Consider the following 25,257-nt stretch of genomic DNA (forward strand, 5'->3'; position numbering starts at 1 on the left):
CTCCCGAAAACCGTTCTTCGCGCTATGCGCGGTTCACCAATGCCTGGTCACCGACAGGCTGACGAAGCGGCCGATCGCCGAATAATTGGTCGAGTCATAGTTCACGACATAGTCGACGATCGGCGTCATCCGGGGCGGGCTCTTGTCGAACAGGTTCTGGATCGACAGGCCCAGTTCCACATCCGAGAGGATCGAGCGTCCGGGATCGGTGCGGTAGCGCAGATTGGCGTCGACCGTGGTGAAGGATCCCGTCGGCGCGGGCGGCGCCTGGGTATCGTCGGTGACGCTGCCGACATGATTGACGAAGCCCGCGAGCGTCAATCCGCCCCGGTTCCAGACCAGCCCCCCGCGTGCGCTGAATTTCGGCGGGTTGAAGACGATGCCGACCGTCCGGAAAGCGGCTTCGCTCGCGCTGTTTTGCTGGCTGCCCTTCAGCCAGGTCGCCGATCCGCTGAGCCGCGCATGGCCTGCGCCGAGATCGAAGCCATAGGATGCCGTCAGATCGACGCCGCTGACCTTGGACCGCGCCGCATTGGTATAGAGATTGTGGAGCAGCGCGACGACCTTGGTCGGATCATAATCCTCGCCGGCGCTGTTGTACGTGATGCCCGTTGCCGAGGCCGCGATCAGATCGCTCTGCGCCGCGGCCGACGGGCCAAGGGTGAGGAACTGGCGATAGGCTGGATCGATGAAGGCCCGTTCGGTGAAGGTGACGGGCTGGACGACGCGATCGCGGTAATCGACGTTGAAATAGCTCAATTCCATCCGCAATCCGGGCAGCGCGCGCGGATGAACCGCCGCCGTCGCGGACCAGGTCTCGGCGCGCTCGGGCTTGAGATCGCGGTTGCCGCCATAGGACATCAGCACCGTCGATCCCGCCGGATAATTCACGCCCGCGAATTCGTCGATCGACATCAGGTAGACGATCGATTCCGAATATTGCTGGAGCAATGTCGGCGCCTTGAACGATCTCCCCCACGACGCGCGCAGGCTCAGATCGGGAATCGGTTCGTAGATCAGCCCGAGCTTGGGCGTGGTGATGCTGCCGGTTTCGCCATAATCCTCGTAACGCAGCGCGGCGGTCGCGGTCAGCCGGTTGATCCCGGATATGCCCTGGTCGGGGCCGATCAACGGCATCGAAAGCTCGCCGAACGCATAGCGGCTGCTGCGCCGGCCGCTTTCGCGCGTCAGCCTTGTGTAGGAGATATAGTCGAAATCGCTGCGCCGATATCCGGCGCCCACGGCAACGCGCAGGTCGCCGCCCGGCAGGTGGAACAGCGGCCCTTCCGCATCGACCTCGACCGCATAGCTTTCGTTGCAATAGCAACCCCGGGACTGGAGTTGCAGATCGATCGCGTAGATCGAATAGCTCGCGTCGAACTCGGTCTTGTCGCGGCTGTAATTGCCGCCGAGCGTGACCGACCAGTCGCCGGGCAGGCGCGCCTTCAGGCTGGGCGAGACCGCATAGATGGTGGATTCCACCGCCTGGCGGACGAACTGTGCGGGCTGGGAGGACAGGCCGGTCGTCGATGCACGATGGGTGTAGAGTCCGTCGACGCTGAACTCGAGGAAATCGGCGATGTCCTGATGCAGGTTCACGATCGCGCTATGCTGCCGGCGCGAGGGATAGATCAGGTTCGGATCCGGCATATAGCCGGTATAGCTGCGCTGATCCGCGAAGATCGCCCTGGTATCGGTATATTCATAGCCGGCGATCAGGCCGCCGCTCGCCCAGGTCGTGCCCGCCGTCGCGCCCAGTTGATATTGCTCGCCGCCGCCATCGGTCGGCAGACCGAAGCGCGCCGTCGCATCGACGCCGTCGAAATCGCGCCGCAGGATGATGTTGGCAACGCCTGCCACGGCATCCGATCCGTAGATCGCCGATGCGCCGTCCGCGACGATCTCGATCCGGTCGAGCGCCCCCACCGGGATCACCGAGACGTCGACCGCCTGGACGAAGCCGTTATACGACATGCGGCGTCCGTTGAGCAAAGTCAGCGTCGCATCCGGCCCCAGGCCGCGCAGGTTGAGCGCCGATCCCGACGAGATATTCTGGTTGTTGATGCCGCCGGCACCCAGGCCGATGCCGGGATTCTGCCCGCCCGAGAAATTCTGCGGAATGCTGCGGATTACCTGGCCAAGCTCGGTGAAGCCGGCATCGCGCACCTGTTCGCGCGTGAACTGGATCACCGGAGAAGGCGTCGCCGCCCCACGGATGCGCGTGCCGGTCACGGTGATTTCCGCACCTTCCTCCTGTTCGGGGAGCGCGGCCTGTTCATCGCCTGCGCGCCCCGCCACCGCGTTTCCCGCCGACGCCGCGCTCCGGACGATCGTCCATGTCCGTGCCCCGGTCTTCTGCGCCGACAGGCCGGTGCCCGCGAGCAGCCTTTGCAGCGCCTGCTCGATCGTCATGTCGCCGGTGACCGCATTGGTCCGCACGCCGCGCGCGATACGGCCGGGCAGCAGGATCTGCGCTTCCGCCTGACGCGCCAGCGCCGAAACCGCCTCGATCGCGGGCTGCGCCGGCACGTCGAAGGGGCGCGATTGCGCCATGGCCGGCGCCGCACAGGACAGCGCGATGCTCGCGGCGGCCGCCAGCCATGCGCGGCGCACCACATGCGCCCCCGATTTCCGTGCGATCGTCATCCCTGCTTTCCCCCTGTCTTGCCCTTGCGGCCTTGCCGCTTCCGGGGCCTAGACAGTCGAGCGACGGTTTTCCGGGGACCGGCCGTCATTTTTCTGCAATCTTCTATCCGCCGATCCGGATCTCGTTCCCCTCCACCTTCACGGGCACATCGAAACCGCGATGCAGCGCGTCGGCGAAACCCTGCGGATCGTCGACGCGGAATACGCCGTAAAGCGGTTCATTGGCGAGCGCCCTGTCGGTCAACACCAGCTTCACACCATTATAGCGATTGAACTCGGCAAGGGCATGCGCGAGGCTCTCTCCCGCCAGGTCGATCTGCCCGGCGCGCCAGGCGAGCGCGCGCGTCACCTCGGCGGGGGCGTCGGCCCGGCCGGTCACGGCCGCGTTATCCGCGACAAAGGCGCGCTGCCCCGCCGTCAGCCGGATCGCCTGCCCCTCCGCACCGTCGGCCCAGGCCTCCACCACACCTTCGGTCACCAGGATCTCGGCCCCGCCCACGCTGCCCTTGCCATCCTCGCGCCGGCGCACGGCAAAGGCGGTGCCGACCGCGCGGACCCGGATCCGCCCCGCCTCGGCGATGAAGGGGCGCGCCTTGTCATGCGCGACCTGGAACCAGGCCTCACCTTCATTCAGTCGAACGATCCGCCGTTCCGCCTCGAGCGCGACCGAAAGCCGGCTGTCGCTGTTGATCGTCGCGACCGAGCCATCGGCAAGCGGCACGCGGCGGATTTCCCCGATCGCGGTATCATAGTCCTCGCCACGCCCGATCAGCAGCACGCCCCCCGCGACCGATGCCGCAAGCGCAGCCGCACCACCCGAAACGATCAGGCGGCGCCGGCTGAACATGCCGGAGGCTATCGGCGCGGGCGCCCCGCCATCCTCGCGCTCCAGCACCGGAAAATCGCCGACCAGCAGGTTCCACGCGGCTTCCGCCTGCAGCAATGCCCCGCGCCGTCGCGTATCGCCCGCCAGCCAGTGCTCGAGTTCGGCCTGCAGCTCTGGCGTGCGGCCATGGCGATCGATACGGGCGAGCCAATCGGCCGCCTCGTCCTCGATCGCTTCCGCGCTTTGCCGTGTCGTCATCGCTTCACCTCACCGCGCCCGCACGCGAAAAATCCGCCATATCGCCGCCACGGGCGCGCAATGCCTTCACCACCAGTTTCAATCCCCGCGCCACTTCATATTCGACGACATTCTCGTTCACCCCCAGCCGTTCCGCTATCTCCCGCTGCGAAAGCCCTTCGATCCTCCGCAGTTCGAACACCCGGCGGCAGCGTTCGGGCAGATCGGCGATGCAGGCGCGCACGCGCTCCAGATCGCGTCGCGCGCCCGTCACGCGTTCGGGCGACGGCGCGTTGTCGGCCAGGCCCAGCTCGTCGAGCTCCGCCACGGTCTCGATCCGCACCAGCCGCGCGCGGCGGATATGGTTGAGCAGCAGGTTGCGGACGGTCTGGAAGAAGAATGCGTCGGGGCGCGCGATCTGCTCGAACGCCTCGACATTGGAGAGGCGGCAATAAGCCTCCTGGATCAGGTCGTCGCTGTCGGACTGGCTGACCAGCGACCGCGCCAGCCAGGCGCGCACGAGATGCTCGCAGGGCAGCACGGTGCGTGTCACCCATTCCGCGATCCGTGCCTGCCGGTCCCGATCCTCCATGCCTGCCCTTCGCCACCGCGCATTTCCCGGCCGATCCAGCATAGACACATGGCCGGAGTTTTTCCGGAGAGATGCGCGAAATATTTTCGACGAGCCTGTGTGCCATGCGGCATCGCGCCTTGCACAGACCAGTCCGGCGGCTAGTTTCAGCCGATGATTCCTTCACTTACCCGTCGAAGCTTCCTGGGCTCGAGCGCGCTCGGCGGCGCCGGCCTGCTGACCGCCGGTTGCACGCCCGCCCGCGTCGCCAGCGCCAGCACCAAGCCGGTCTGCCTGCCCCGGGTGAATGTCGCGCCGGAACGGGTGATCCGCCATCTCGTCGGCCTGCGACCCTATCGCGCATCGGGCTTCGTGGTTCGCGCGGAGCAGATGGGCGGAACGAAGCTCGTCCATAATTACGGTCATGGCGGCGCGGGGATCACGCTGAGCTGGGGAAGTTCGAAGCTGGCGGTCGACCTGGGGCTGCCCGGGCACAAGGGGCCCGTCGCGGTGATCGGCGCCGGCATCATGGGGCTGACCACCGCACGGCTTGCACAGGAAGCCGGCCATGCCGTCACCATCTATGCCGACGCGCTGCCACCCGACACGACATCGAACATCGCGGGCGGGCAATGGCATCCCTTCGGCCTGTTCGACAAGGATGCCGTGACGCCCGAATGGCGCCGGCAATATCTTGCGGCGGCGGACTATAGCTGGCGCCGCTTCCAGATCATGGTCGGCGACGATTACGGCATCCACTGGCTGCCCACCTATACCGAGCGGACCCAGCCGGAGACGCCGCTGTTCGACACGTTCCCGCCCGAAAACCGTATTCTTCGCGCGGACGAGCATCCTTTTCCGGTCGAATCCGCCGGGCGCTACATCACACTCTATGTCGAAACCGGGCGTTTCCTGCGCCAGATGCTGCGCGACATCCAGATCGCGGGCGGGCGGATCGAGGTGCGCAAGCTCGGCACCGGCGATATCGGCGGCTTGCCCGAACGCCTCGTCTTCAACTGCACGGGGCTGGGCGCGCGCGATCTGGTCGGTGACCAGGAACTGCGCCCGGCGCGCGGCCAACTCGCCGTGCTGCTGCCCCAGCCCGAGATCGGCTACGCCTTTGCCGGACGCGCGGGCTATATGTTCCCGCGCCCCGACGGCATCATGCTCGGCGGCACCTTCGAACTCGACAATTGGTCGCTTACGCCCGATCCGGCGACCGCCGAGCGCATCCTGAAATCACACCGGCAATTCTTCGACGCTTTCCGCTGTTGAAGACCCCGCCCGTCAATCGCCGCGCCGGCCCACCGCGTCGGCGCGATCGACGCTCCAGGTCGCGAGCGTCTCGCCCGTCGCGGGATTGACGATCGCCATCTCGTCGGTGACGATCGAGATCAGGCAGACGGGGCGTTGTCCGGCGTCCGCCGGCCGGCGGCACAGAACCGGGCTGTTCCGGCCGGGAACATTGCCGATCCGGCCGCTGATCCGCAATCGCAGCCCTTGCGACAGATCGGGCATTTCTCCGGTCACGCGCTGGACGGTTTCGAGCGGCTGGCCGGCGCGGCGCCCCTGTCGCCGCCCTTCGACCAGATGGAATTGCGCCAGCGCCAGAGTCTCCTCCGGCACGGGCGCATCCAGCCCCTCCTGCCCGACGGCGTGTGCCGGGCAGCTTTCGCTCGACGTCCAGGGCCGCGCGATCCAATAGGCTTCCGCCGCCGCCTCCACCTCGCCCGGCGCCGGCTGCAGCCAGTCCATGACGGGCAAGGATATGGGCTCGACATGGATGCGCAGCGCTTTGGCGTCGATCCGCCAGCGCATCGGCGCCTCACTCGCCGCCGGCGCCGGCCCTCCGCATCCAAAGGGCAGGTTGACCAGGAAACGACGGCCATCGGACTGGATGACCCGTTCGGGGAGCGGCGCTCCCGCCGCTTCGGCATCCACGGCGGCGGCGGCCAGCGCAATCAGGCCGGCGCGATCGAGGACATTGGGCTTGGGATCGGCCGGCGCCACCACGGGCTGAGGCACCGGCGCAGGCGGTGCGGCGGGCACCTGATCACGTCCGGACGTGTTCCGCCCTAGCAGGAATCCCGCCCCGCCGACGAGCAATATGCCGACAATACTCCCCGCGATCGCGAGGCGACTGGCGCGCAGGCTTGGCTCTTTCATTCGCACTTGATAGCAAATCCTGCGACAGTCTCCAGACCGTTCGGATCATGAGGCTGTGTGGGGCAGAAAGGGTCATGTTGCGTAAGGCCATCGAAACGCGGTTGAAAATGGCAGATCGCCGGTGAATGCCGACCAGATATTGACGCTTGTCGTCCTCGCCGCAGTCGTCGCGGCGCTGATCTGGGACAAGGTGCGCGCCGACGTCGTCGCGCTCTCCGGCGCAGCGGTGCTGCTGATGACGGGGGTCGTGCGCCCCGTCGAGGTGCAGGGCGCCTTTGCCAGCCCGGCGATCATCGCGCTCGCCTCGCTGTTCGTCATCGCCTATGCGCTCGAACTCTCCGGCCTGCTCGATCGCGCGATCGCCGCCGCCGTCGGCATGTGCAAGCGATTGGGCGCCGCCGGGCTCTGGCTGCTGCTCGGCGCGATCGGACTCGTGTCCTGCTTCCTGAACTCGACACCGATCGTCGTGCTCGGCGCGCCGGTTGTGCGCGACGTCGCCACCACGCTCAGGCTGTCGCCCAAACGCTATCTGATGCCCCTCTCCTATATCACCGTGCTCACAGGCTGCTGCACCCTGATCGGCACATCGACCAACCTGCTGGTCGACGACATGGCGAGCAATGCGGGCCAGCCGCGCTTCGGCATGTTCGAGATCACGCCGGTCGGCCTGCCCATCGCGCTGGCCGGCGGGCTTTACCTGTTCCTCTTCAGCGGCCGGCTGATGCGCCGCAGCCTGGACGAACCCGATACCGCCCCCGATCGCGCCACCGTGCCCGAGAATATCGATACCGACGACGCACAGGTCGGCCATGCCGAATATTTCGCGGAACCCCGCCCCTTCCAGCCCGCCAAGGCCGCGATCGCGCTGGCGATCTTCGTCGGCGCGATCGCAACCGCCGCGCTCGGCATCGCGCCGATCGCGGCATCCGCCTTTGCCGGCGCGGTACTGCTGATCCTGCTGCGCGTGATCACGGCGGACGAGGCCTATGGCGGGTTGCGCCCGCAGATCCTGATCCTGATCGCCGGCATGGTGGTGATCGGCATCGCCATGGAGGAAAGCGGCCTGGCCGCCACGGCCACCGGCGCATTGGTCGGATCGATGCAGGAGTTCGGGCCGCTGACCGCGCTGATCGTGCTTTACGGCGCGACGATGCTGCTGACCGAATTGCTTTCGAACGCGACGGTGGCCGTGCTCGTGACGCCGGTCGCGGTGGCGCTCGCCGAAAGCCTGGGGGTCAGCCCCCGCCCCTTCATCGTCGCGGTGATGATGGCGGGCAGCGCCGCCTTCGCCACGCCCTTCGGCTACCAGACCAATGTGATCGTCTATCAGATGGGCGGCTATCGCTACATGGATTTCGTCCGCGTCGGCCTGCCGCTCAACCTGCTGACCTATGCGGTGGCGATCATCGCGATCACCGCATTCTTTCCGTTCTGAGAGTCTGTTTGGAAATGCGCCTAAGGCGCATTGCTGCACCGGCCCGCTCCCCCACCCGACCTCCCATAACATACTGCCGTTGGGAGGTCGGGTGGGGGAGCAGGCGGAACAGGCCAAGGTTCCGGCGATGCGAAGCATCGTTGGAATGCCTGTGAAGGGCGGTACGGCCTTCGAAATGCGCTCTTCCGCGCATTTCCAAACAGACTCTAAAAACCTGCGCAACCATTGAAACGACAGCGCGGACAGCTCATTTCCTCGCGCATCGACGCCCCCTTCGGAGATCATTGTGAGCCAACCCCGACTGTTCCAGCCGATCGAGATCGGCGGGCTTAACCTTGCCAATCGCATCGTCATCGCGCCGATGTGCCAATATTCGGCCGAGGACGGCTGCATGACCGACTGGCACCTGATCCATCTGGGCCAGCTCGCGCTGTCCGGCGCGGCGCTGTTGACGATCGAAGCGACGGCGGTGCTGCCCGAAGGCCGGATCAGTTGGGCCGATGTCGGGCTGTGGAACGACGAGACCGAGGCCGCGATGGCGCGGACGCTGGAGGGCATTCGCAAATGGTCCGCCATGCCCATCGCGATCCAGCTTGCGCATGCGGGCCGCAAGGCATCGACCGATCTGCCATGGAAGGGCGGCAGACAGATCGCGCCCGCCGATCCGCATGGCTGGCAGACCGTCGCTCCATCCGCGATCCCCTTCGCCGAAGGAGAGAATGCGCCGGTCGCGCTCGACCGGGCTGGCATGGACCGGGTGCGCGACGCTTTCGTCGCGGCAGCCCGTCGCGCCACCCGGCTGGGCATCGATGCGATCCAGCTTCATGGCGCGCACGGCTATCTGATGCATGAATTCCTGTCGCCGCTGTCGAACCGGCGCGATGACGACTATGGCGGCTCGCTCGAGAACCGGATGCGCTTCCCGCTTGAGATCTTCGATGCGGTGCGAGAGGCCTTTCCCGCCGATCGGCCGGTGACGATGCGTGTCTCGGGCACGGACTGGGTCGAAAGCAGCTGGGATGTCGATCAGACCATCGCCTTCGCGCAGGCGCTGGAAGCGCGCGGTTGCGCCGCCATTCATGTTTCGAGCGGCGGGCTTCACCCTGCCCAGAAGATCCCGGTCGGCCCCAGCTACCAGGTGCCGCTGGCGCGCGCGGTCAGGCAGGCGGTGTCGATGCCCGTGGTCGCGGTCGGTCTGATCACCGATCCCGAGCAGGCCGAAGCGATCGTCGCGACCGGCGATGCCGACATGATCGCGCTGGCCCGAACGATCCTCTACGATCCGCGCTGGCCCTGGCATGCGGCGGCCGCGCTGGGCGGCCAGGTGACTGCGCCGAACCAGTATCTCCGTTCGCAGCCGCGCCAGTTCAGGACATTGTTCGAGAATGGATGACCGCGCATTGCGATCCGCGCCGATCCGCTGCATCGTCCATCCATGAGAACGGTTTCGGATAGCGTATCGGTGCGCCTCTATCACCTGGATGGGGAGACGGAGGGCGGTGCGGCGACGACCCTGTTCTACGGCACTCTCGGCGAAGCGCTCGCAATCGCGGCGCAACAGCCCGGCGAGCTTCAGGACGGGTTGTTCATCGCGACCGACAATGACGTGGTGAGCTACCTGGACCTGATCGACGAATAGAGCATTTCCCAGTTGACCGTTTACGGTCGATGGCTCGGAGAATGCGACCGCGAAAAACAGGACCGTTTCCACGCAATGTGGAAACGCTCGAGGGCCTGAACGGCCCGCCTGTCGGGGGAGAGGCGCGTGCGGGGATCGAACGGTTGCGCGGAACGCGACGGCGCGCTCGACGCGCTGCGCGGCATCGCCGTGCTGGGCATGATACTCGTCAACCTCCAGGGATCGGGCGAAGCGGCCTTCGGCGCGTTCGTCCATGCCGAATGGAATGGCTTCACCTTCGCCGATCTCGTCTTCCCGTTGTTCCTTCTCGCATCCGGCCTTGCGCTGCCGCTCGCATTCGACCGGCGCGACTCGCCGGCGGGCATGGGGCGCATCCTGCGCCGCTCGATCCTGCTTTATCTGATCGGGCTGGCTCTGGGGGCGTTGATCGGCGGGATCGTCTTTGCGCGCCTCGACCTCGCATCGATCCGCTTCACCGGCGTGCTCGAACGGATCGCGATCGTCTATCTGGCTTGCGCACTCACCTGCCGTGTCACACGAAGCTGGATCGGACCGGCCATATTGGCCGTCATGCTGCTCGCACTTCACGGGTTGCTGCTCCATCTGCCCGCGCCCGGCGAAGTCGCGGCGAGCATGGCGCCGGGCCAGGGCCTGAGCGGCTGGCTGGATCGCGCATTGCTGCCGGGACGGCTGTTTCGCGAAACCTGGGATCCCGAAGGGCCGCTTTCGACGCTGTCGGCGATCGCCACCGCGCTGATCGGCGTCGCGGTCCAGCGGCGAACGATGCGGCTGGATCGATCCGTGGTCACGACGCTCGCCGCCGCCGTGCTGTGCCTGATCCTCGCGCGTGGCGCGCTGCTGTTCTGGCCGCTCAACAAGGCGCTATGGACGCCCAGCTTCGCGCTGCTGACCGCTGGCATCGGCCTGGCCATGCTCGCGGCGCTGCGGGCGATATGGCCGAAGCTCGAGGTGCAGCGATGGGCGCAACTGACGGCGACACTCGGTCGCGACGCACTGACGCTCTACGTCGTCCATGCGCTGCTGACGGCATTGCTCGTCCTCCGTGTCGGCGACGAACGGATCTGGGCATTGGCCTTCAACGCGCTCTCGACACTCGGCCTGCCGCCAGGCTGGTCATCCCTGCTCTACGCCCTGCTCGGCGGCGCGCTTTCGATCGCGATCACGCTGCTGCTGCTTCGGCGCGGATGGCGGCTGCGCGTCTGACCGGGCTTGAAAGCACGCGTCACCGCGCCTAGTTGATGGTGCACCACCAACTGAGGATGCGCGTCCATCATGGATTTCAACCTGACAGCAAAGCCCAATCGCCTTGCCCTCGGGGAACATCCATATGCCTGCCATCACCCTATCCAATCTCAGCTGGTCCACGCCTGACGGGCGTAGCGTCCTTTCAAATCTCGATCTCGCCTTCGGCCCTGAACGCGCCGGCCTTGTCGGTCGCAACGGTGTCGGCAAATCGACATTGCTTCGGCTGATCTCGGGCCAATTGCCCGTGCAATCGGGCAGTCTCTCGATCACCGGCAGCCTGTTCATGCTGCATCAGGCGGTCCGCGTCGAAGACGGTGAAACCGTCGCAGACCTGTTCGGCGCCACCGATGCGCTTGCCCTGCTGCGGCGGGCGGAGCGCGGCGGCGCAAACATCGAGGATCTGGAGAATGCCGACTGGACGATCGAGGAGCGGATCGAGTCCGCGCTCGGCCGGGTCGGCCTCGATGCGCAGGCGGATACGCCGCTCACCACGCTGTCGGGCGGCCAGAGGACGCGCGCGAGCCTGGCCGGCGCGATCTTCGCCGAACCCGATTTCCTGCTGCTCGACGAACCCACCAACAATCTCGACCGTGCCGGGCGCGAGGCAATGATCGCGCTGCTTGCCGGCTGGCGGGGCGGCGCGATCGTCGTCAGCCATGATCGCGAACTGCTCGAAACCATGGATGCGATCGTCGAGCTGACCACGCTCGGCGCCACGCGCTATGGCGGCAATTGGAGCCAGTATCGCGAGCGCAAACAGGCCGAGCTGGAAGCGGCGGAGCGCGACCTGGCCGATGCCGAGAAGCAGATCGCGCAGGTCGAACGGCAGGTGCAGGACACCATCGAGCGCAAGGCACGCAAGGACGCAGCGGGCCGACGCCGCAATGCGAAGGGCGACCTGCCCCGCATCCTGCTGGGCAAACGCAAGGATCGGGCCGAGGACAGTAGCGGAGAAAATGCCCGATTGGCGCAACGCCAGCGCACACACGCGGCGGACATCGCCGATGCCGCCCGTGAGCGTATCGAGATATTGAAGACGATGTCGGTCGTCATTCCGCCATCGGGTCTTCCCGCGAACCGGAGTGTGCTGGACATGGACGGGGTCACCGCCGGCTACGAACCGGGCCGGCCGATCTTGCGCGATCTTTCACTGGCGATCAGCGGGCCGGAACGCGTCGCGATCGTCGGTGAAAACGGATCGGGCAAGACCAGCTTGCTCGCGCTCGTCACCGGCAAGCTCGCGCCATGGGCGGGAACGATACGCACCCTGCCCGGCTTCGCCATGCTCGACCAGACGGTCAGCCTGCTCGATCCCGACAGCTCGATCCGCGACAATTTCGCGCGGATCACCCGCGAACGCGACGAAAACACCTGCCGCGCTGCGCTCGCCCGGTTCATGTTCCGGGCGGACGCGGCGCTTCAGATCGTTTCCACCCTGAGCGGCGGCCAGATGCTGCGCGCCGGGCTTGCCTGTGTGCTCGGCGGCCCGAAGCCGCCGCAGTTGCTGATCCTCGACGAACCGACCAACCATCTCGACATCGCCTCCATGGAAGCGGTCGAGGCCGGGCTGCGCGGCTATGACGGCGCACTGCTGGTGGTGAGCCATGACGAGGCGTTTCTCGACGCGATCGGGATCACGCGGCGGGTGGTTCTAGGCTGATCCGGAACGACCCGCGCACCTTCGCCATCGCTCCAGCGCAGGCTGGAACCCATAGGATACGTCAAGCTACGCCACGTTTCGAGGATCGTATGGGCCCCAGCTTTCGCTGGGGCGACAACGAGGTCAGGCCGATGACGACTGGTGTTTACCTGCCACCCTCGGCCACCAGGATCGCGCCATCGGGCAAGGCGCCTTCCAGGATCGGCCTGCCATCGGCCAGCACCGTCAGCGTCGGCTTGCCGCCGCCGAACGGATCGGCCTGCTCAAGCTGGAGCGTGATCGCTTCCACCTTGCCCTTGCCGCGCTTGCCGGTGCCGGTGATGCTCGCCCAACCCTTGGTGGTCTGCAGAATGCTCGGCGTGAAGGCGAGCGTGCCGCCCGGCAGGCCCTTCACGCTGACCTTGCCCGTCGGGGCCGCCGCGCCGGCGGCCTGGGCCAGGTTGATCGCGATGGTGGTGCCGCTCACCTTGCCCGTCGCCGATACGCTGCGTGCGATATCGAAATTCATCGGGCGCGACGGTTCGTGGCGCGAACGGACAAGACGGGTACCAAAGGTGCCGTCAACCATCTTGCCGTCGTCGAGCGCCAGCTTGCCATTGACCAGCACGGCCTGGATGCCGACCGACGGCAAGGTAGGCGCTTCCACCGTGGACCGGTCGATCACCGTCTTCGGATCGAACACAGTGATGTCGGCCACCATGCCGGGCAGCAGATAGCCGCGCTCGGACAGGCCGACCATCGCGGCGGGCAGCGCCGTCATCTTGCGCACCGCCTCTCCCCAGCCCACCAGCTTCTGCTCGCGCACATAGCGGCCCAGGAAGCGCGGGAAGGAACCCCAGTTGCGGGGATGGCCGACCTTGGAGGTATTGGCGCCGCAGTCGCACGAGACGACCTGGAGCGGATCCTTGAGCAGGGCCGCCTGATCCTCCTCGGTGCCGAAGCTCAGCAATACGCGGCGATTGCCCTCTTCGAGCAACTGGACGATCGCCTCGCCGCCCGAGATGTTGCCGCGCGCCGCCATCTCGACGGGCAGCCGCTTCTCGATATCGACGATATAGACGCCCTTGGGGCCCATCCAGCGGATATCGATCTGCTCGTTGGTTTCCGCGATGATCTTCGCGCGGAGCGCGGGATCCTTGAAGCGCTTGAGCATCGCGTCGCGCCCGCCTTCCTGCGCCCAGGACGGGATGGTCAACTGTTCCAGGCTGGTCGAGCCATAGGTGTAGGGATAGGCGTCCATGCCGACATCGACGCCGCGCTTCTTGGCGTCGGTGGCGAGCGCGATCGCCTCCACCGTCTTGCCATTGTCGCGGCCCTGCAGCTTCATATGAGTGATGACGGGCATCAGCCCCGCCTTCTCGCCGATCTCCAGCGTCTCCCTCATCCCCGCCATCGAGCTGTAGCCATTGCCTGGGAAGACACGCTCGTGATTGGTGAAGTTGGTCCGCCAGGCGCCCGACGCCACCTTGGCGACCGCGATCACTTCGTCCGTCGTCGCCCAGAAGGACGGCTTGTAGTCGAGGCCCGAGGACAGGCCGAAGGCGCCGTCCTCCAGCCCCTTGAGCACCAGCGCCTTCATCCGATCGATCTCGTCGGGCGTGGCGCGGCGATTGTCGAAGCCGACGACATTGCCCCATACCGAATTGAAGCCGATATAGCCGCCATAATTGAGCCCGAGCGGGACATCGAGCTGCTTGACGAGGTCGAGCTCGCCGCCGCCATCGGGATTGGCGATCGCGGTGGTGACGCCCTGGGTCAATATGCCTTCCGGCCGCGCATAGGATGTCGGCGCGCTGTGATCGTGCACGCTGACGAAGCCGGGCGAGACGTAAAGGCCGGTCGCATCCTTCTCGACCGCCGCCTTCGCGCGCGACAGATCGCCGATCGCGATCACGCGATCGCCGACGATGCCGATATCGGCGACACGGCCTTCCGCGCCGGTACCGTCGAAAACGGTGCCATGGCGGATGATGACGTCATAGGATGACGGCGCGGCAGGTGCCGCATAAGCGCCGGAGGCGGGCAATCCCATCGCCGCGGTTGCGAGCAAGGCCGTCATCATCTTGTTCATGTCATGCATCCCTCTTCCGGGCGGTCGCGGCCGCCGGTTTTCCGTGGCCGGCGCTACGGGAGCAGAACGCCCCGTTCAACGCCGATTTTCGATTCCGGATCATTGATCAGGATCGGGCCGGAAATCAATTGACACTTTTCCAAATGGGATAATACGATCCCGATCAGACCAAATCTGGGCGCGGTCCGATACGGTGCGAAGCCGGGATACCAGCCACCGGCGATGCGATCTCCGCCGGCATGAAGCATTTGGGGAGCAGTGAGACATGATCCGACAATCGCGGCGCGAACATATTCTGGGCCTGGCGACCGTCGCCGGGCTGATGGGGCTGCCGATGCGCGCCTTCGCGGCCGATGCGCCGCAGCCGACGCTCGAAGGCTTCACGCCGGCCGCACTCGCGAAGCTCCGCGCGACGGGCGGCATCCCGGCACTGGGCGGCGCCCGCGCCGCCGATGGCGGCAGGGCGATACTCGTCGCCGACGGTCTGCGCTCGCTCGGCGCCGCAACGCCGGTCACCACCAACGATCTTTGGCATATCGGATCGATCACCAAATCCTACACCTCGACGCTCGTCGCACGCCTGGTCGAAAAAGGCGGCATCAGTTGGGATACCAGTGTGGGCGAGGTTCTGGGCAGCACGGCGCCCGGCATGAAGGACGTCTATAAGCCCGTCACCTTCCGCCATTTGTGCAGCCATCATTCGGGCCTGCCGCGCGGCATCACCAATACGGAGATGGTGAAGTTTCCCGTCCTCAATCCCGCCGATCCGCGCCCCGACCGGCTGCGCTACGCGGCGCTGGCGCTCGCCGACGATCCGGTCGCCGCGCCCGGGGAAAAGATGCTCTATTCGAACAGCGGCTATGTGATCGCGGGCGCCATGCTGGAGGTGATCTACAAGCAGAGCTGGGAGAAGCTGCTCGCCGCCCATGTCTTCAAGCCGCTCGGCCAGTCCTCGGCGGGTTACGGCGCGCCGGGTACCCCCGGCAAGCTCGACCAGCCGCTGGGCCATACGCTGTTCGGCGAACCCAAGACGCTGACCCCGGTGCCGCTCGACAGATCCGATCTGCCTGCCGACCTGCCGGCGGTGCTTGGCCCGGCCGGGCTGGTGCATATGACGCTGGCCGACATGGTCAAATATCTGAACGCACATCTGCAGATGCCCGCATCCTTCCTGAAGCCCGAAAGCTGGAAGACGCTGCACACCCCGCCCTATACCGAGAATTACGCGATGGGCTGGGTGGTGCGCCCGGGCGGCGAGATCTGGCACAATGGATCGAACAATCGCTGGTATGCCGAAGTGATCGTCGATTTCGCGCGCAAGCGGGTGGCGTTCTCGGCCTGCAACGACGGCGACCGCACCCAATCCGGCCCTGCCGTCGCCGCGTTGCTCAAGGGCGCGATCGACGGGGTGTAGCCTCTTTATCCTGTCATTTCCGCGAACGCGGGAATGACAGTGGAGATTCCCCCCCTTTCCGCTTGGATCGATCATGCCGGCCCGATAGGAGGCGGCATGATCGATGACCTGTTCGCCGAACGCGCCGTCACCGGGCGCACGCTTGCGCGCGCCGATGTGGAGGCGCTGATCGGTCCCAGGCAATCGCATCTGGTCGATTGCGATCTCGAGGACGCCGATCTGTCCGGGCTCGACCTGTCCGGATGGCAATTCGAACGCTGCAATCTGCGCCGGGCGAAACTGTCTGGCGCGAAGCTGGAAAAGACACGCTGGCAGGGCTGCCGTGGCGCCTTTGCCGATCTGGTCGGGGCTGATCTGGCCGAAGCGCGCTTCGACGCCTGCGATCTCAACAATGCCGCGCTGCGGCGCGCGCTGCTCAACGCCGCGCGCTTCAAGGGGTGCAAGCTGACGGGCGCGGACCTGACCGAAGCCCGCGCCATGGACATGGCGATCGAGGAAACGCTGCTGATCAACGCGCGTCTGCCGTCCTTCTCCTTCCGCAAGCAGACGCTGCTCAAGGTGGATTTCAGCCAGGCCGATCTGCGCAAAAGCGATTTTCGTGGCGCATTCTTCGACGGGTGCAGCCTGCGCGACGCCAATATGGCCGGCTGCCGCTTCGAGGAGGCGGATCTGCGCGGCGCCGATCTGGGCGGGCTCCGCCTGTTCGACGCCGCGCAATTCCGTGGCGCCACCATATCGCGCGAACAGGCCGGCCAGCTTCTCGCCGAGCTCGGCCTGAACGTGCGATAATAGCCCCTCCTACGGCGCTTACGCGTCGATGAACTCGGGTTCGTCGCGTACCGCGCCGGACTGGCGATCGAACAGCCGACGATAGCGCCCCTCCGGATTCTCGAGCAAGGCGGCATGATCGCCGTCCTCGACGATCCGGCCCTGATCGAACACCAGGATGCGATCGAGCGTGCGCACCGTCGACAGCCGGTGCGCGATCACGATCGCGGTGCGCCCGTGCATCAGCCGTTCCATCGCCTGCTGGATCAGTGCCTCGCTTTCCGAATCCAGGCTCGACGTCGCTTCGTCGAGGATCAGGATCGGGGCATCGGCCAGGAAGGCGCGCGCCAGCGCCACGCGCTGGCGTTCGCCGCCCGACAGCTTCACGCCCCGTTCCCCGACCAGGGTGGCATAGCCCTTGGGCAGCCGTGCAATGAAGTCGTGTGCATTGGCCAGCTCGGCCGCCCGCTCGATCTCCGCCATCGTCGCGTCCGGCCTTGCATAGGCGATATTGTCCGCAAGGCTGCGATGGAAAAGGATCGGTTCCTGCTGGACGATCGCGATCTGCGAGCGCAGCGACTGCTGGGTGGCATGCGACACGTCCTGCCCGTCGATCGTGACGCGCCCGCCGGTGACGTCGTAAAGCCGCTGGATCAGTTTGACGAAGCTGGTCTTGCCCGATCCCGAATGGCCGACCAGACCGACGCGCTCGCCGCCCCGGATCGTGACCGAGAGGCCCTCGTAAAGCGGCGTCACATGCGTGCCATAGCGGAAGGTCACGTCGTCGAAGCGCACTTCGCCGGCGGTGATCGCGATCGGTTCCGCATCGGCGCGATCCTCGATCCCCAGCGGCTGATCGTGGATCTCGACCAGTTCCTCCATCTCGTTCACCGAACGCTGGAGGTGATGGACGTGATAGCCGATATCGGCGAGGTGGCCGTGCAGCACGAAATAGCTGGTGAGCACATAGGTGACGTCGCCGGGCGTGGCATCACCCCGCCACCACAACCACACCGCCGCGCCGACGACCATCGTCCGCAACATCCAGAGCACGCCGAGCTGCATCGTGCCGGACCAGGTGCTGCGCATCCAGGTCCGCCGCGTGCGATTGCGCCATTTGCCGACCAGCCGGGCGAACCGATCCTCCTCGCGCAGTTCGGCGCCGAAGGCCTTGACCACGGCATTGGATCCGATCGCATCGGACAACAGCCCACCCATACGCGTGTCCCATGCATTGGAGAGCGTGGACGCGGGCGCGACCCAGCGCGTCGCGAGCAGCACGGTCAGCACGATATAGGCGATGGCCCCCAGCCCCATGACGAGACCGACCAGCGGCCAGTGGAGCCCCAGCAGGATCATGGTGCCGACCAGCACGACAAGCGAACCGAGGATATGGATCAGCACGACATCGTTGAGCATGTCGATCGCCCACATGCCGCGCGTGATCTTGCGCACCGTCGAACCGGCGAAACTGTTGGCATGCCAGTCAGTCGAGAAGCGCTGGACGCGCCGGAACGCCTGCTCGGCGACGTCGCTCATCATCCTGAGCGTGAACGGTACGATCACCGCGATCGAGAGGTGGCGCGCCACGACGGTGCCGATGCCGAGCGACACCATCGCGGCGAACAGCAGCGGCACGCCGCGCCGATCGCCCGCGGAAAGCGCATCGACCAGGCGGCCGGCGATCATCGGCACGAGCACTTCGAGCGCGACGCCGAAACAGACAAAGCCGCAGACCAGGGCGATGCGCAGCTTCTGCGCGGCCCAGTGGCGGAAAGCGAAGGCAAGGACGGCGCGCACATTATTCTGCGCGCCCTTGCGGGATTGATCGGTCATATTCGTCAACCGGCGCGAACGCGCCGTCTCCAATGCAAGTCTATCGGATGGAAGCCTGGCGGCGGATGGCCGCGATCAGGGAGGTTTCAGGACCTAATGGCGCAGCGCGCCCGTGGTCCTGTACCTGCCGAGAGGGAAGTGAACGGTCGATATTGTCATCAATGTCCCTCCCTCTGCTTGCGTTGAGACGGTTGTTTCGTAGCAGCGATGATCGAATTCGGCAACGGGGCATCGGTGAAGACGCCCGGCAGATTCTCGACGGTCGCGTCTCGGCTTCGCTCGACGCTGCTCGAAGCAAACGGAGGATTTCAACCGTTTGCTTCGAGCGCAGGTTCGAGCCTGTCGAGAAGCGGATATCCCCGTCGTATCGCCGCTACCGTTTCGTCCCGAACCAGATCACATGACGCGGCCCCTTGCCGTTGCTGCGTGCGCGGACAACGGCTTCCTCGACCTGGAATCCCGCTCCACCCAACCGGCGGGTGAAGGCCGCATCGGCCCCGGCGGACCAGACCGCGAGGATACCGCCCGGCCGCAGCGCCGCCTTCGCGGCAGCAAGCCCGGATGCGGAATAGAGCCGGTCATTCTCGTCGCGCGTCAGTCCGTCCGGACCATTGTCGACATCGAGCAGGATCGCGTCATAGCTTGCCGATGCACGCCGGATGACGGCGGCGACATCGTCTTCGACAAGGTTCACCCGCCGATCGTCCAGGCAACCCGCCGCGAGTTCGGCCATCGGCCCGCGCGCCCAGGCGATGATCTCCGGCACAAGTTCCGCCACGGTCAACCGCGCATCGCCCGCCAGCCGCGCCAGCGCCGCGCGCAGGGTGAAGCCCATGCCATAGCCGCCAATCAGGAGATGCGGCGCCTTGCGCCCCGTCAGCCGGTCGCACGTCATCGTCGCCAATGCCTCTTCGGATCCGCTCATCCGGCTGTTCATCAATTCGTTGCGATCGAGCACGATCATGAAATCGGCGCCGCGCCGGAACAGTCGCAATTCCTCGCCGCCCGGAACCTGTGCGGTCCCGATCAATTCGCGTGGGGTCATGATGCGTGCTCCGGATCGATCGGTTATCCGGCCCCTTTGCCCGGCAAGTGCGCGGCTGGCCAGATAATTCGGGCTGTCGCATATCAGGGTGCAGGGATGCTGACGCATCCGCACCCTGGGACGCTCAAGCGCCGCGCGGGCTTGGCCGGGATGCGATGGTGCGAACGCGGCGCATCCCGGCATCAATTCGGCTTCTTCGCCCGCCCGGCGTGCAGGAATTCGATCGTCCATCGCCCGTCGCGACGGCTGAGCGTGGCGGATTCGAGCCAGGTAACGGGCTCCATGGCGGCGGCCGGACCGGCGCGACCGACATTCTCCCATGACGCCCATGCCATATCGCACGCGACATGCGCGTTGATCATGCCGGGATTCCATTCGAAATCCATGCCGGCCTGGCGCCCCTTGCGAACCAGGCCGAGCAGTTCGGCACCCTTGAAGCGCTCGCCCGCATCATAGGCATAGAATGTCGGTGAGGTGACTTCGGCGAAACGCGCAGGATCCTCGCGGGCGAGCGCGACATAGAGGCCGCGGATCGCCTGCGTCACCGCGGCGACCGCCGCCGCATCGGGCGGACAGGCTTGCGCCGTGGTGATGGCCGCGCTTGCGGGGCGGAAAGGGCTGTCCGCGCGCCATGCCGGCTTCCGATCCGCATCGGCGACGATATCGACCATGTCGTAGAAGAAGCGGTTGAATTTGGCGGCGGCCGCCCAGTCCATCGGCTGGGTCACGTCGTCCTGCGGCTTGTGGTAGCGCCGATGATACCATTCGCGATAGCGCGCTTCGGACTCCGTGCCCGGCCGGTAGCCGAAGACGAAACCGGTCGCCGGAATGCCCGCCTGGATGAAGGGCCAGTGATCGGCGCGACGCAGCAAATTGCGTTCCGGCTCCGGATCGCGCTGCACGGCGATGCCGAGCGCGTTCGCGGCGCGGCGGGCGGCATCGCCCAGCCCGCTATCGTCGAGCCCGTGGACGGTGAGCAGATCGAGCGGGAAGATCGGGCGGATCTGGTCCAGATTGATATTGGCGACGATCGATCCCGGCGGCACCGTCGGATGCGCGACGAAATGGCGTGCGCCGAACAGCCCCTTTTCCTCGCCGGTGAACGCCGCGAGCAGGATCGAGCGGCGATAACCCTTGCCGCCCCGCCGCTCCGCCAGTCGCTGGAGCAGCGCCACATAGGCCGCATCGTCGAGCGCCCCGTTATAGAGGCCGTCGCCGTCGACGGGCTCACCATGGCCATAGCCGTCGAGATGCGCGGAAAGCACGACGATCTCGTTCCGAAGCACGGGATCGGTTCCCGGCAACAGACCAAGCACATTGGCGGAGGCCAGCGCGCGTGTCCGCACATCGAACCGCGCGACCAGCCGGCCGGGAAGGTCCGCATTGGCGAGCGGCCGGCCCGCGCTGCCATCGGCGATCATCCTGGCCGCGTCCGCCCCCTTGCCCAGCACGCGCGGCAGCGCATCGGCATTGAGCGTCGCCACCAGCATGCGATCGCCCGCTGGCGCCGCCTCGCCCGGCAGCGTCATCGTCCGCGCATAGGCGGCGGGCCAGCGTGTCGGTTCGACGGTGAAGCCCGGATCGGCGATGGTGATCAGCCCGGCCGCCCCAGCCTTTTCAACCGCATCCTGGCGCTCGGCTGCGCTCGTCAGTCCGGCGCGACGCCAGCCATAGCAAAGCACGACCTTGCCGCGCACATCCCCCAGCGCATCCGCGCCGCAATAGCCGCGAAAGGCCATCGGCGCGTTCAACGTGCGCGGCATGCCCGCACTCGGACGGAGCGTGATATCGTGGAGGAAACGCAGCGTGGCGCCGCCCGCCGCGATCCTGGTGCCGGGCTTCGCCACCGCCACTTCGTCGAGCCGCAGCGTCTGCAGCCAGGTGCCGTTCTCGCCCGCGGGCTTCAGCCCGTTGCGTTCGAACGATCGGGCGACGATCTCGGCTGCGCGGGCATGGCCGGGCGAGCCGGTGTCGCGCCCTTCCAGATCGTCGCCTGAGAGCCTTTCGGTCGCACGCCACCAGGCGCGCGTGTCCTCATCCGGGATTTCCACGGTGCGCGACACGACCTGAGCAGCGATCAGAGGCAGCGTCATCATCAGCAGCACGGCAGGCCTCGTCCGAAATGGTTCGTCATCCAGCTAGCACGGTCGGCGATAGGGGACGAGCACCTTGCTCAATAGAAACGGACATTCCCGATTTCGAGCCAGGCCTTGCCGCCCGGTTCACCGTCGAGCCGGACGATCAGCGCCCTGAGCTTCTCCAGATCGAGCACCGCATCCTTGCCGGTGCTGGCGAACGCGGCAAAGGGGATGCGGATCTCCCGGCTTTTCGGTCCGGCCTCGAACCCGGCGCGGAACCATCCGCCCGGCTGGATCGCATAGCTGTCGAACAGCATCTGATATGCCCCCGCCCCGCGCGCGTCGAAGGCGATGCCGGTGAAGCCGCGCGCATCGGCAAGCTGCACCGCTCCCCTGGTGAGCGGCAGGATGAGTTGCGCGAACGGCCGGGGCGCGGCCCCCATCTGCGCGACAAGGAACAGCGGCCTGCCCGCCTCGCCCGTCTCCGCGCCGGGGCGGACATGATCGAGATGGCTGTGATCGACGCCGGGCTCGGTGCTTTCGACCGGCAAGGTATCCAGATCGGTGCGCCCGGCCGGGCCTCGCCCCGTCTCGATCGGTCCGGCCATCTTCGTCACAGGCAAGGGCGTCGGCGCGTCACCGGTCACGAGCGTGCGGAGCGGCGTCAGCGCCATATCCCGGCCGGCGACGAACACACGGCGCACATCATGGATATCGTCGATCCGCTCGTCCGGGCGGCCGCCGGTCAGCACGAGATCGGCGCGCTGGCCGGGCGCGATCCGCCCATGCGCTTCGCCCGCGCGCAATATGCCGGCGCTGACGCTGGTTCCCGCCGCGAGCGCCTCGGCCGGCGTGAAGCCCAGCCTGGCCAGCCAGCGTATCTCGCGCAGTGCCGAGGTGCCGTGATAGACGCCGCCGATCCCGGCATCGGTGCCGATGCCGATGCGGACGCCCGCGGCCTTCAGCCGGCGGACATTCTCCTGCATGATCTGCCAGCGTTTCGCCTCGAGCGGCGGGATCGCCTCGATCGGCGCCGCCATCCGCGCTTCTTCCCGCGCGCGTTCGGGCGGGCGCAGGCTTCGCCATTCGCCGGGCACGAAGCTGCGATCCTGCTGCGGTTCGTACACCACCAATGTCGGCACATAGGCGGTGCCGTTGCGCTTCATCAGTGCGATCAGCTCGTCGTCGACCAGCGCATCGCCGATCCCGTGCCCCAGCGCGTCGACGCCCGCCGCCGCCGCGATGCGCGCGCCCTCCATCGTCACCGTATGGGTGATCACCGGAATATTGGCGGCATGCGCATCCTTGACGATCGCGGCCAGGGTCGGCTCGTCCATGCTGTTGAGCGAGGGCGAACGGCCATAGCGCCAGCCATCGGCAAACACCTTGATGACATCGGGCCGATAGGGCAGCGCCTTCGCCATGGCGAGATGCGCGGCGCGCGGTGTCGCCGCCTTCATCGTGAAGAAATTGCCCCAGCCATATTCGGTGCCGTGGCCGCCCGGCACGCCCATGCGGATCGCAAGCTCCAGATTGGGCGCGGCGACCGCCCCCGATCCCGTCATCTCGCGGATCGGCGCGAGCATCTCGCCCGAAACCGAGAAATCATTGGCGGTGGTGATGCCGCTCAGCAGATATTCGGCATAAGCCTTGCCAAGATCGTCGGGCGCCGAAAAGGCGGGCGAGCGCAAATGGGTGTGCAGATCGTGAAAGCCGGGCAGTACGGTCAAGCCGCGCGCATCGATCACGCGCGCACCCTTGGCGGACAATCTCGGCCCGACCGCAACGATGCGATCGCCGCGCACCAATATGTCGGCGACCGTCGCGGCCGAACCCGTGCCGTCGAACACCCGCCCACCCCGGATCAGCATATCGCCCTGCGCGGGCGATGCTTTCCCGTCGGCCTTGAGCGGCATGACCGGCAACGCCAATGCCAGCCCGGCGGCGCACAGGCGCGGCCAAAAACCCGTTCGTTTCGTCATGGGCTCCAGTCTGAAGGCCGATCGGACGCGCGGCAACGTCGCCATGCATGCCGGTTATGATGCGGGCAAAGCTCTGTATGGCATGCAACCAGTGGCATAGGCGCGGCCTTCGCCCTAGGCTCGCCACCCATGACGACGATCCTCAATGCGCGCCGCGCCGCTTCGCTGTTCCTCATCCTCGGCACCACCGCCCCGGCCTGGGCGCAGACCGCGCCGCAAACGCTTCAACAGCGCGTCGAGGCGCGGCTGGCCGAGATCGGGCCCGGCACGCGCTTCGGCCTGGTCGTCACCGACGAGAATGGCCGCGAACTGATCGCGATCGCGCCCGACGACCGCTTCATCCCGGCATCGAACACCAAGATGTACAGCACCGCCCTCGCCTTCCATCGCCTTTCCGGCTTCGACCAGCCCGATGCAGCCAGCGGCACCGCCGTGCATATCGAGCCGGCGGCACGCGGGCAAAGCGACGTCATCCTGGAAGGGCGCGGCGACGCACGCATGTCGAGCGCGGCGGACTGCACCGTCGATTGCCTCTCGACACTGGCCGACGCGGTCGCCGCACGCACGCGCACCGTGCGCAACGTGATCGGCGACGACAGCATCTATCCCGACCAGCGCTGGGGCGCGGGCATGGCCTGGAACAACATCCAGACGCGATCGGGCACCGCCGCCTCCGCGCTCACCATCGATGACAATGAATTGCCGATGCTGGTGAAGCCGGCCGTCATCGGCGCGGCGCCCAAGATCGAGATCGAACCCTATTACGAGATCGAGAACAGGGCGACCACGGTCGCTGCGGGCGAGACGAAGCTGTCCTTCACCCGCGAGCCCAATGGCCGGACGGTGCGCGTGACCGGCACGATCGCGACCGGCGCCGAGCCCGAGCAGATGCGGCTGGCGGTCGACGATCCCGCGCATTTCGCGGCGTGGCGGCTGAAACGCATGCTGGAAGCGCGCGGCGTGCGCGTGAAGGGTAGCGTCGAGGTTCGCCACCGCCCGATGATGCCGAGCGACGACCCGACGGTTCGCGACGGCGCGCCCGCCGCGAAACCGCCGCTGCGCCAGGCACTCGCCACGCTGGCCCCCGCGCCGTTCATCGAGGATCTGACACACACCAACAAGGTCAGCCAGAATCTCCATGCGGAACTCACCTTGCGCCGCGTCGCTTATGCCGTCGGCAGCGGATCGAGCGCCGACGGCATCGCGGCAGTGCAGGCGATGCTGACCGAAGCGGGCGTACCGCGCACCGCCTACGACTTTTCCGATGGTTCGGGCATGTCGACCTATAACCGCGTCGCACCGCGCGGCATGACGATCTTCCTGCGCTGGATCGCCGCCCAGCCCTGGGGCGCCACCTGGCGGACGACCCTGCCGATCGCGGGCATCGACGGCACGCTCTCCAAGCGGTTCAAGGGCACCGCGCTGGAAGGCAAGCTGTTCGCCAAGACGGGCACGCTCAACGCCAGTTCAGCGCTGTCGGGCTATATGGTCGCCAGGAGCGGCAAGACGCTGAGCTTCTCGATCTTCGCCAACGACATGCCACAGGGCGTTGCCGCCACAGGCACGATGGACGCGGCCCTGGAGATGATCGCGGCGGAGAATTGAGTTTCGACACTC

General features: G+C 66.7%; 18 protein-coding genes. 9 read left to right on the forward strand and 9 right to left on the reverse strand.

The annotated features are described in order from the left end of the window. Positions 1–33 precede the first annotated feature (33 nt). The 3 genes from K7G82_RS04555 to K7G82_RS04565 all read right to left on the reverse strand — a co-directional run bounded on the left by K7G82_RS04555 (position 34) and on the right by K7G82_RS04565 (position 4,301). Positions 34–2,646 carry a TonB-dependent receptor gene (locus tag K7G82_RS04555; protein WP_222988660.1) on the reverse strand — a complete coding sequence of 871 codons (2,613 nt, stop codon included), beginning with the start codon at positions 2,644–2,646 and terminating at the stop codon, positions 34–36. A 103-nt stretch (positions 2,647–2,749) separates the two neighbouring features. Continuing rightward, positions 2,750–3,730: a FecR family protein gene (locus tag K7G82_RS04560; protein ID WP_222988661.1), complete on the reverse strand. Its 981-nt coding sequence runs from the start codon at positions 3,728–3,730 to the stop codon at positions 2,750–2,752. A gap of 4 nt (positions 3,731–3,734) precedes the next feature. Further along, entirely contained in the window at positions 3,735–4,301 is a 567-nt protein-coding gene (locus tag K7G82_RS04565; RefSeq protein WP_246623267.1) for an RNA polymerase sigma factor, read from the reverse strand. A 153-nt stretch (positions 4,302–4,454) separates the two neighbouring features. On the opposite strand from K7G82_RS04565, the gene K7G82_RS04570 reads away from it, so the two are divergent. Next, a complete protein-coding gene (locus K7G82_RS04570; RefSeq protein WP_222988662.1) occupies positions 4,455–5,555 on the forward strand; it encodes an FAD-dependent oxidoreductase in 1,101 nt (366 codons plus the stop codon). A 12-nt stretch (positions 5,556–5,567) separates the two neighbouring features. Here K7G82_RS04570 and K7G82_RS04575 read toward each other — a convergent pair whose 3' ends face one another. Beyond that, on the reverse strand, positions 5,568–6,446 hold the full coding sequence (locus tag K7G82_RS04575) for a hypothetical protein (RefSeq protein ID WP_222988663.1): 879 nt from the start codon (positions 6,444–6,446) through the stop codon (positions 5,568–5,570). A gap of 121 nt (positions 6,447–6,567) precedes the next feature. Here K7G82_RS04575 and K7G82_RS04580 point away from each other — a divergent pair, with 121 nt between their 5' ends. The 5 genes from K7G82_RS04580 (at position 6,568) to K7G82_RS04600 (ending at position 12,446) form a co-directional block, all read left to right on the forward strand. Next, the gene (locus K7G82_RS04580) at positions 6,568–7,881 is read left to right on the forward strand and encodes an SLC13 family permease (protein WP_222988664.1); all 1,314 of its coding nucleotides are present in this window, start codon (positions 6,568–6,570) and stop codon (positions 7,879–7,881) included. A 286-nt stretch (positions 7,882–8,167) separates the two neighbouring features. Beyond that, complete coding sequence (locus K7G82_RS04585; protein ID WP_222988665.1) at positions 8,168–9,274, forward strand: NADH:flavin oxidoreductase/NADH oxidase; 1,107 nt, start codon at positions 8,168–8,170, stop codon at positions 9,272–9,274. 42 nt (positions 9,275–9,316) lie between these two features. Further along, on the forward strand, positions 9,317–9,520 hold the full coding sequence (locus K7G82_RS04590) for a hypothetical protein (RefSeq protein ID WP_222988666.1): 204 nt from the start codon (positions 9,317–9,319) through the stop codon (positions 9,518–9,520). Positions 9,521–9,646: 126 nt separating this feature from the next. Continuing rightward, entirely contained in the window at positions 9,647–10,744 is a 1,098-nt protein-coding gene (locus tag K7G82_RS04595; protein WP_222988667.1) for an acyltransferase family protein, read from the forward strand. 124 nt (positions 10,745–10,868) lie between these two features. Beyond that, positions 10,869–12,446 carry an ABC-F family ATP-binding cassette domain-containing protein gene (locus tag K7G82_RS04600; RefSeq protein WP_222988668.1) on the forward strand — a complete coding sequence of 526 codons (1,578 nt, stop codon included), beginning with the start codon at positions 10,869–10,871 and terminating at the stop codon, positions 12,444–12,446. Positions 12,447–12,591: 145 nt separating this feature from the next. Here the strand turns inward: K7G82_RS04600 and K7G82_RS04605 are convergent, their stop codons facing one another. After that, a complete protein-coding gene (locus K7G82_RS04605) occupies positions 12,592–14,517 on the reverse strand; it encodes an N-acyl-D-amino-acid deacylase family protein (protein WP_222988669.1) in 1,926 nt (641 codons plus the stop codon). A gap of 265 nt (positions 14,518–14,782) precedes the next feature. Between K7G82_RS04605 and K7G82_RS04610 the strand changes: the two genes are divergently transcribed. Beyond that, the gene (locus K7G82_RS04610; protein WP_222988670.1) at positions 14,783–15,931 is read left to right on the forward strand and encodes a serine hydrolase domain-containing protein; all 1,149 of its coding nucleotides are present in this window, start codon (positions 14,783–14,785) and stop codon (positions 15,929–15,931) included. Positions 15,932–16,027: 96 nt separating this feature from the next. Continuing rightward, complete coding sequence (locus K7G82_RS04615; RefSeq protein ID WP_222988671.1) at positions 16,028–16,720, forward strand: pentapeptide repeat-containing protein; 693 nt, start codon at positions 16,028–16,030, stop codon at positions 16,718–16,720. Positions 16,721–16,738: 18 nt separating this feature from the next. Here the strand turns inward: K7G82_RS04615 and K7G82_RS04620 are convergent, their stop codons facing one another. From K7G82_RS04620 to K7G82_RS04635, 4 genes are all read right to left on the reverse strand, one after another. Next, complete coding sequence (locus tag K7G82_RS04620; protein WP_222988672.1) at positions 16,739–18,535, reverse strand: ABC transporter ATP-binding protein; 1,797 nt, start codon at positions 18,533–18,535, stop codon at positions 16,739–16,741. A 373-nt stretch (positions 18,536–18,908) separates the two neighbouring features. Further along, a complete protein-coding gene (locus tag K7G82_RS04625) occupies positions 18,909–19,580 on the reverse strand; it encodes a spermine/spermidine synthase domain-containing protein (RefSeq protein WP_222988673.1) in 672 nt (223 codons plus the stop codon). Positions 19,581–19,762: 182 nt separating this feature from the next. Beyond that, on the reverse strand, positions 19,763–21,676 hold the full coding sequence (locus K7G82_RS04630) for a M28 family peptidase (protein ID WP_222989019.1): 1,914 nt from the start codon (positions 21,674–21,676) through the stop codon (positions 19,763–19,765). A 77-nt stretch (positions 21,677–21,753) separates the two neighbouring features. After that, on the reverse strand, positions 21,754–23,574 hold the full coding sequence (locus tag K7G82_RS04635) for an amidohydrolase family protein (RefSeq protein WP_425517245.1): 1,821 nt from the start codon (positions 23,572–23,574) through the stop codon (positions 21,754–21,756). Positions 23,575–23,769: 195 nt separating this feature from the next. Between K7G82_RS04635 and dacB the strand changes: the two genes are divergently transcribed. Next, a complete protein-coding gene (gene dacB / locus K7G82_RS04640; RefSeq protein WP_222988675.1) occupies positions 23,770–25,245 on the forward strand; it encodes a D-alanyl-D-alanine carboxypeptidase/D-alanyl-D-alanine endopeptidase in 1,476 nt (491 codons plus the stop codon). Positions 25,246–25,257 lie beyond the last annotated feature (12 nt).

The sequence above is a fragment of the Sphingomonas colocasiae genome, from assembly GCF_019880585.1.
In the GTDB taxonomy this organism is placed as follows: domain Bacteria; phylum Pseudomonadota; class Alphaproteobacteria; order Sphingomonadales; family Sphingomonadaceae; genus Sphingobium_A; species Sphingobium_A colocasiae.

Excerpts from the sequence above, each read along its gene's own strand:
- K7G82_RS04555 (WP_222988660.1), bottom strand. The coding sequence starts at position 2,646 with ATGACGATCGCACGGAAATCGGGGGCGCATGTGGTGCGCCGCGCATGG.
- K7G82_RS04560 (WP_222988661.1), bottom strand. The coding sequence starts at position 3,730 with ATGACGACACGGCAAAGCGCGGAAGCGATCGAGGACGAGGCGGCCGAT.
- K7G82_RS04565 (WP_246623267.1), bottom strand. The coding sequence starts at position 4,301 with ATGGAGGATCGGGACCGGCAGGCACGGATCGCGGAATGGGTGACACGC.
- K7G82_RS04570 (WP_222988662.1), top strand. The coding sequence starts at position 4,455 with ATGATTCCTTCACTTACCCGTCGAAGCTTCCTGGGCTCGAGCGCGCTC.
- K7G82_RS04575 (WP_222988663.1), bottom strand. The coding sequence starts at position 6,446 with ATGAAAGAGCCAAGCCTGCGCGCCAGTCGCCTCGCGATCGCGGGGAGT.
- K7G82_RS04590 (WP_222988666.1), top strand. The coding sequence starts at position 9,317 with ATGAGAACGGTTTCGGATAGCGTATCGGTGCGCCTCTATCACCTGGAT.
- K7G82_RS04600 (WP_222988668.1), top strand. The coding sequence starts at position 10,869 with ATGCCTGCCATCACCCTATCCAATCTCAGCTGGTCCACGCCTGACGGG.
- K7G82_RS04605 (WP_222988669.1), bottom strand. The coding sequence starts at position 14,517 with ATGAACAAGATGATGACGGCCTTGCTCGCAACCGCGGCGATGGGATTG.
- K7G82_RS04610 (WP_222988670.1), top strand. The coding sequence starts at position 14,783 with ATGATCCGACAATCGCGGCGCGAACATATTCTGGGCCTGGCGACCGTC.
- K7G82_RS04615 (WP_222988671.1), top strand. The coding sequence starts at position 16,028 with ATGATCGATGACCTGTTCGCCGAACGCGCCGTCACCGGGCGCACGCTT.
- K7G82_RS04620 (WP_222988672.1), bottom strand. The coding sequence starts at position 18,535 with ATGACCGATCAATCCCGCAAGGGCGCGCAGAATAATGTGCGCGCCGTC.
- K7G82_RS04625 (WP_222988673.1), bottom strand. The coding sequence starts at position 19,580 with ATGACCCCACGCGAATTGATCGGGACCGCACAGGTTCCGGGCGGCGAG.
- K7G82_RS04630 (WP_222989019.1), bottom strand. The coding sequence starts at position 21,676 with ATGATGACGCTGCCTCTGATCGCTGCTCAGGTCGTGTCGCGCACCGTG.
- K7G82_RS04635 (WP_425517245.1), bottom strand. The coding sequence starts at position 23,574 with ATGCCGCTCAAGGCCGACGGGAAAGCATCGCCCGCGCAGGGCGATATG.
- dacB (WP_222988675.1), top strand. The coding sequence starts at position 23,770 with ATGACGACGATCCTCAATGCGCGCCGCGCCGCTTCGCTGTTCCTCATC.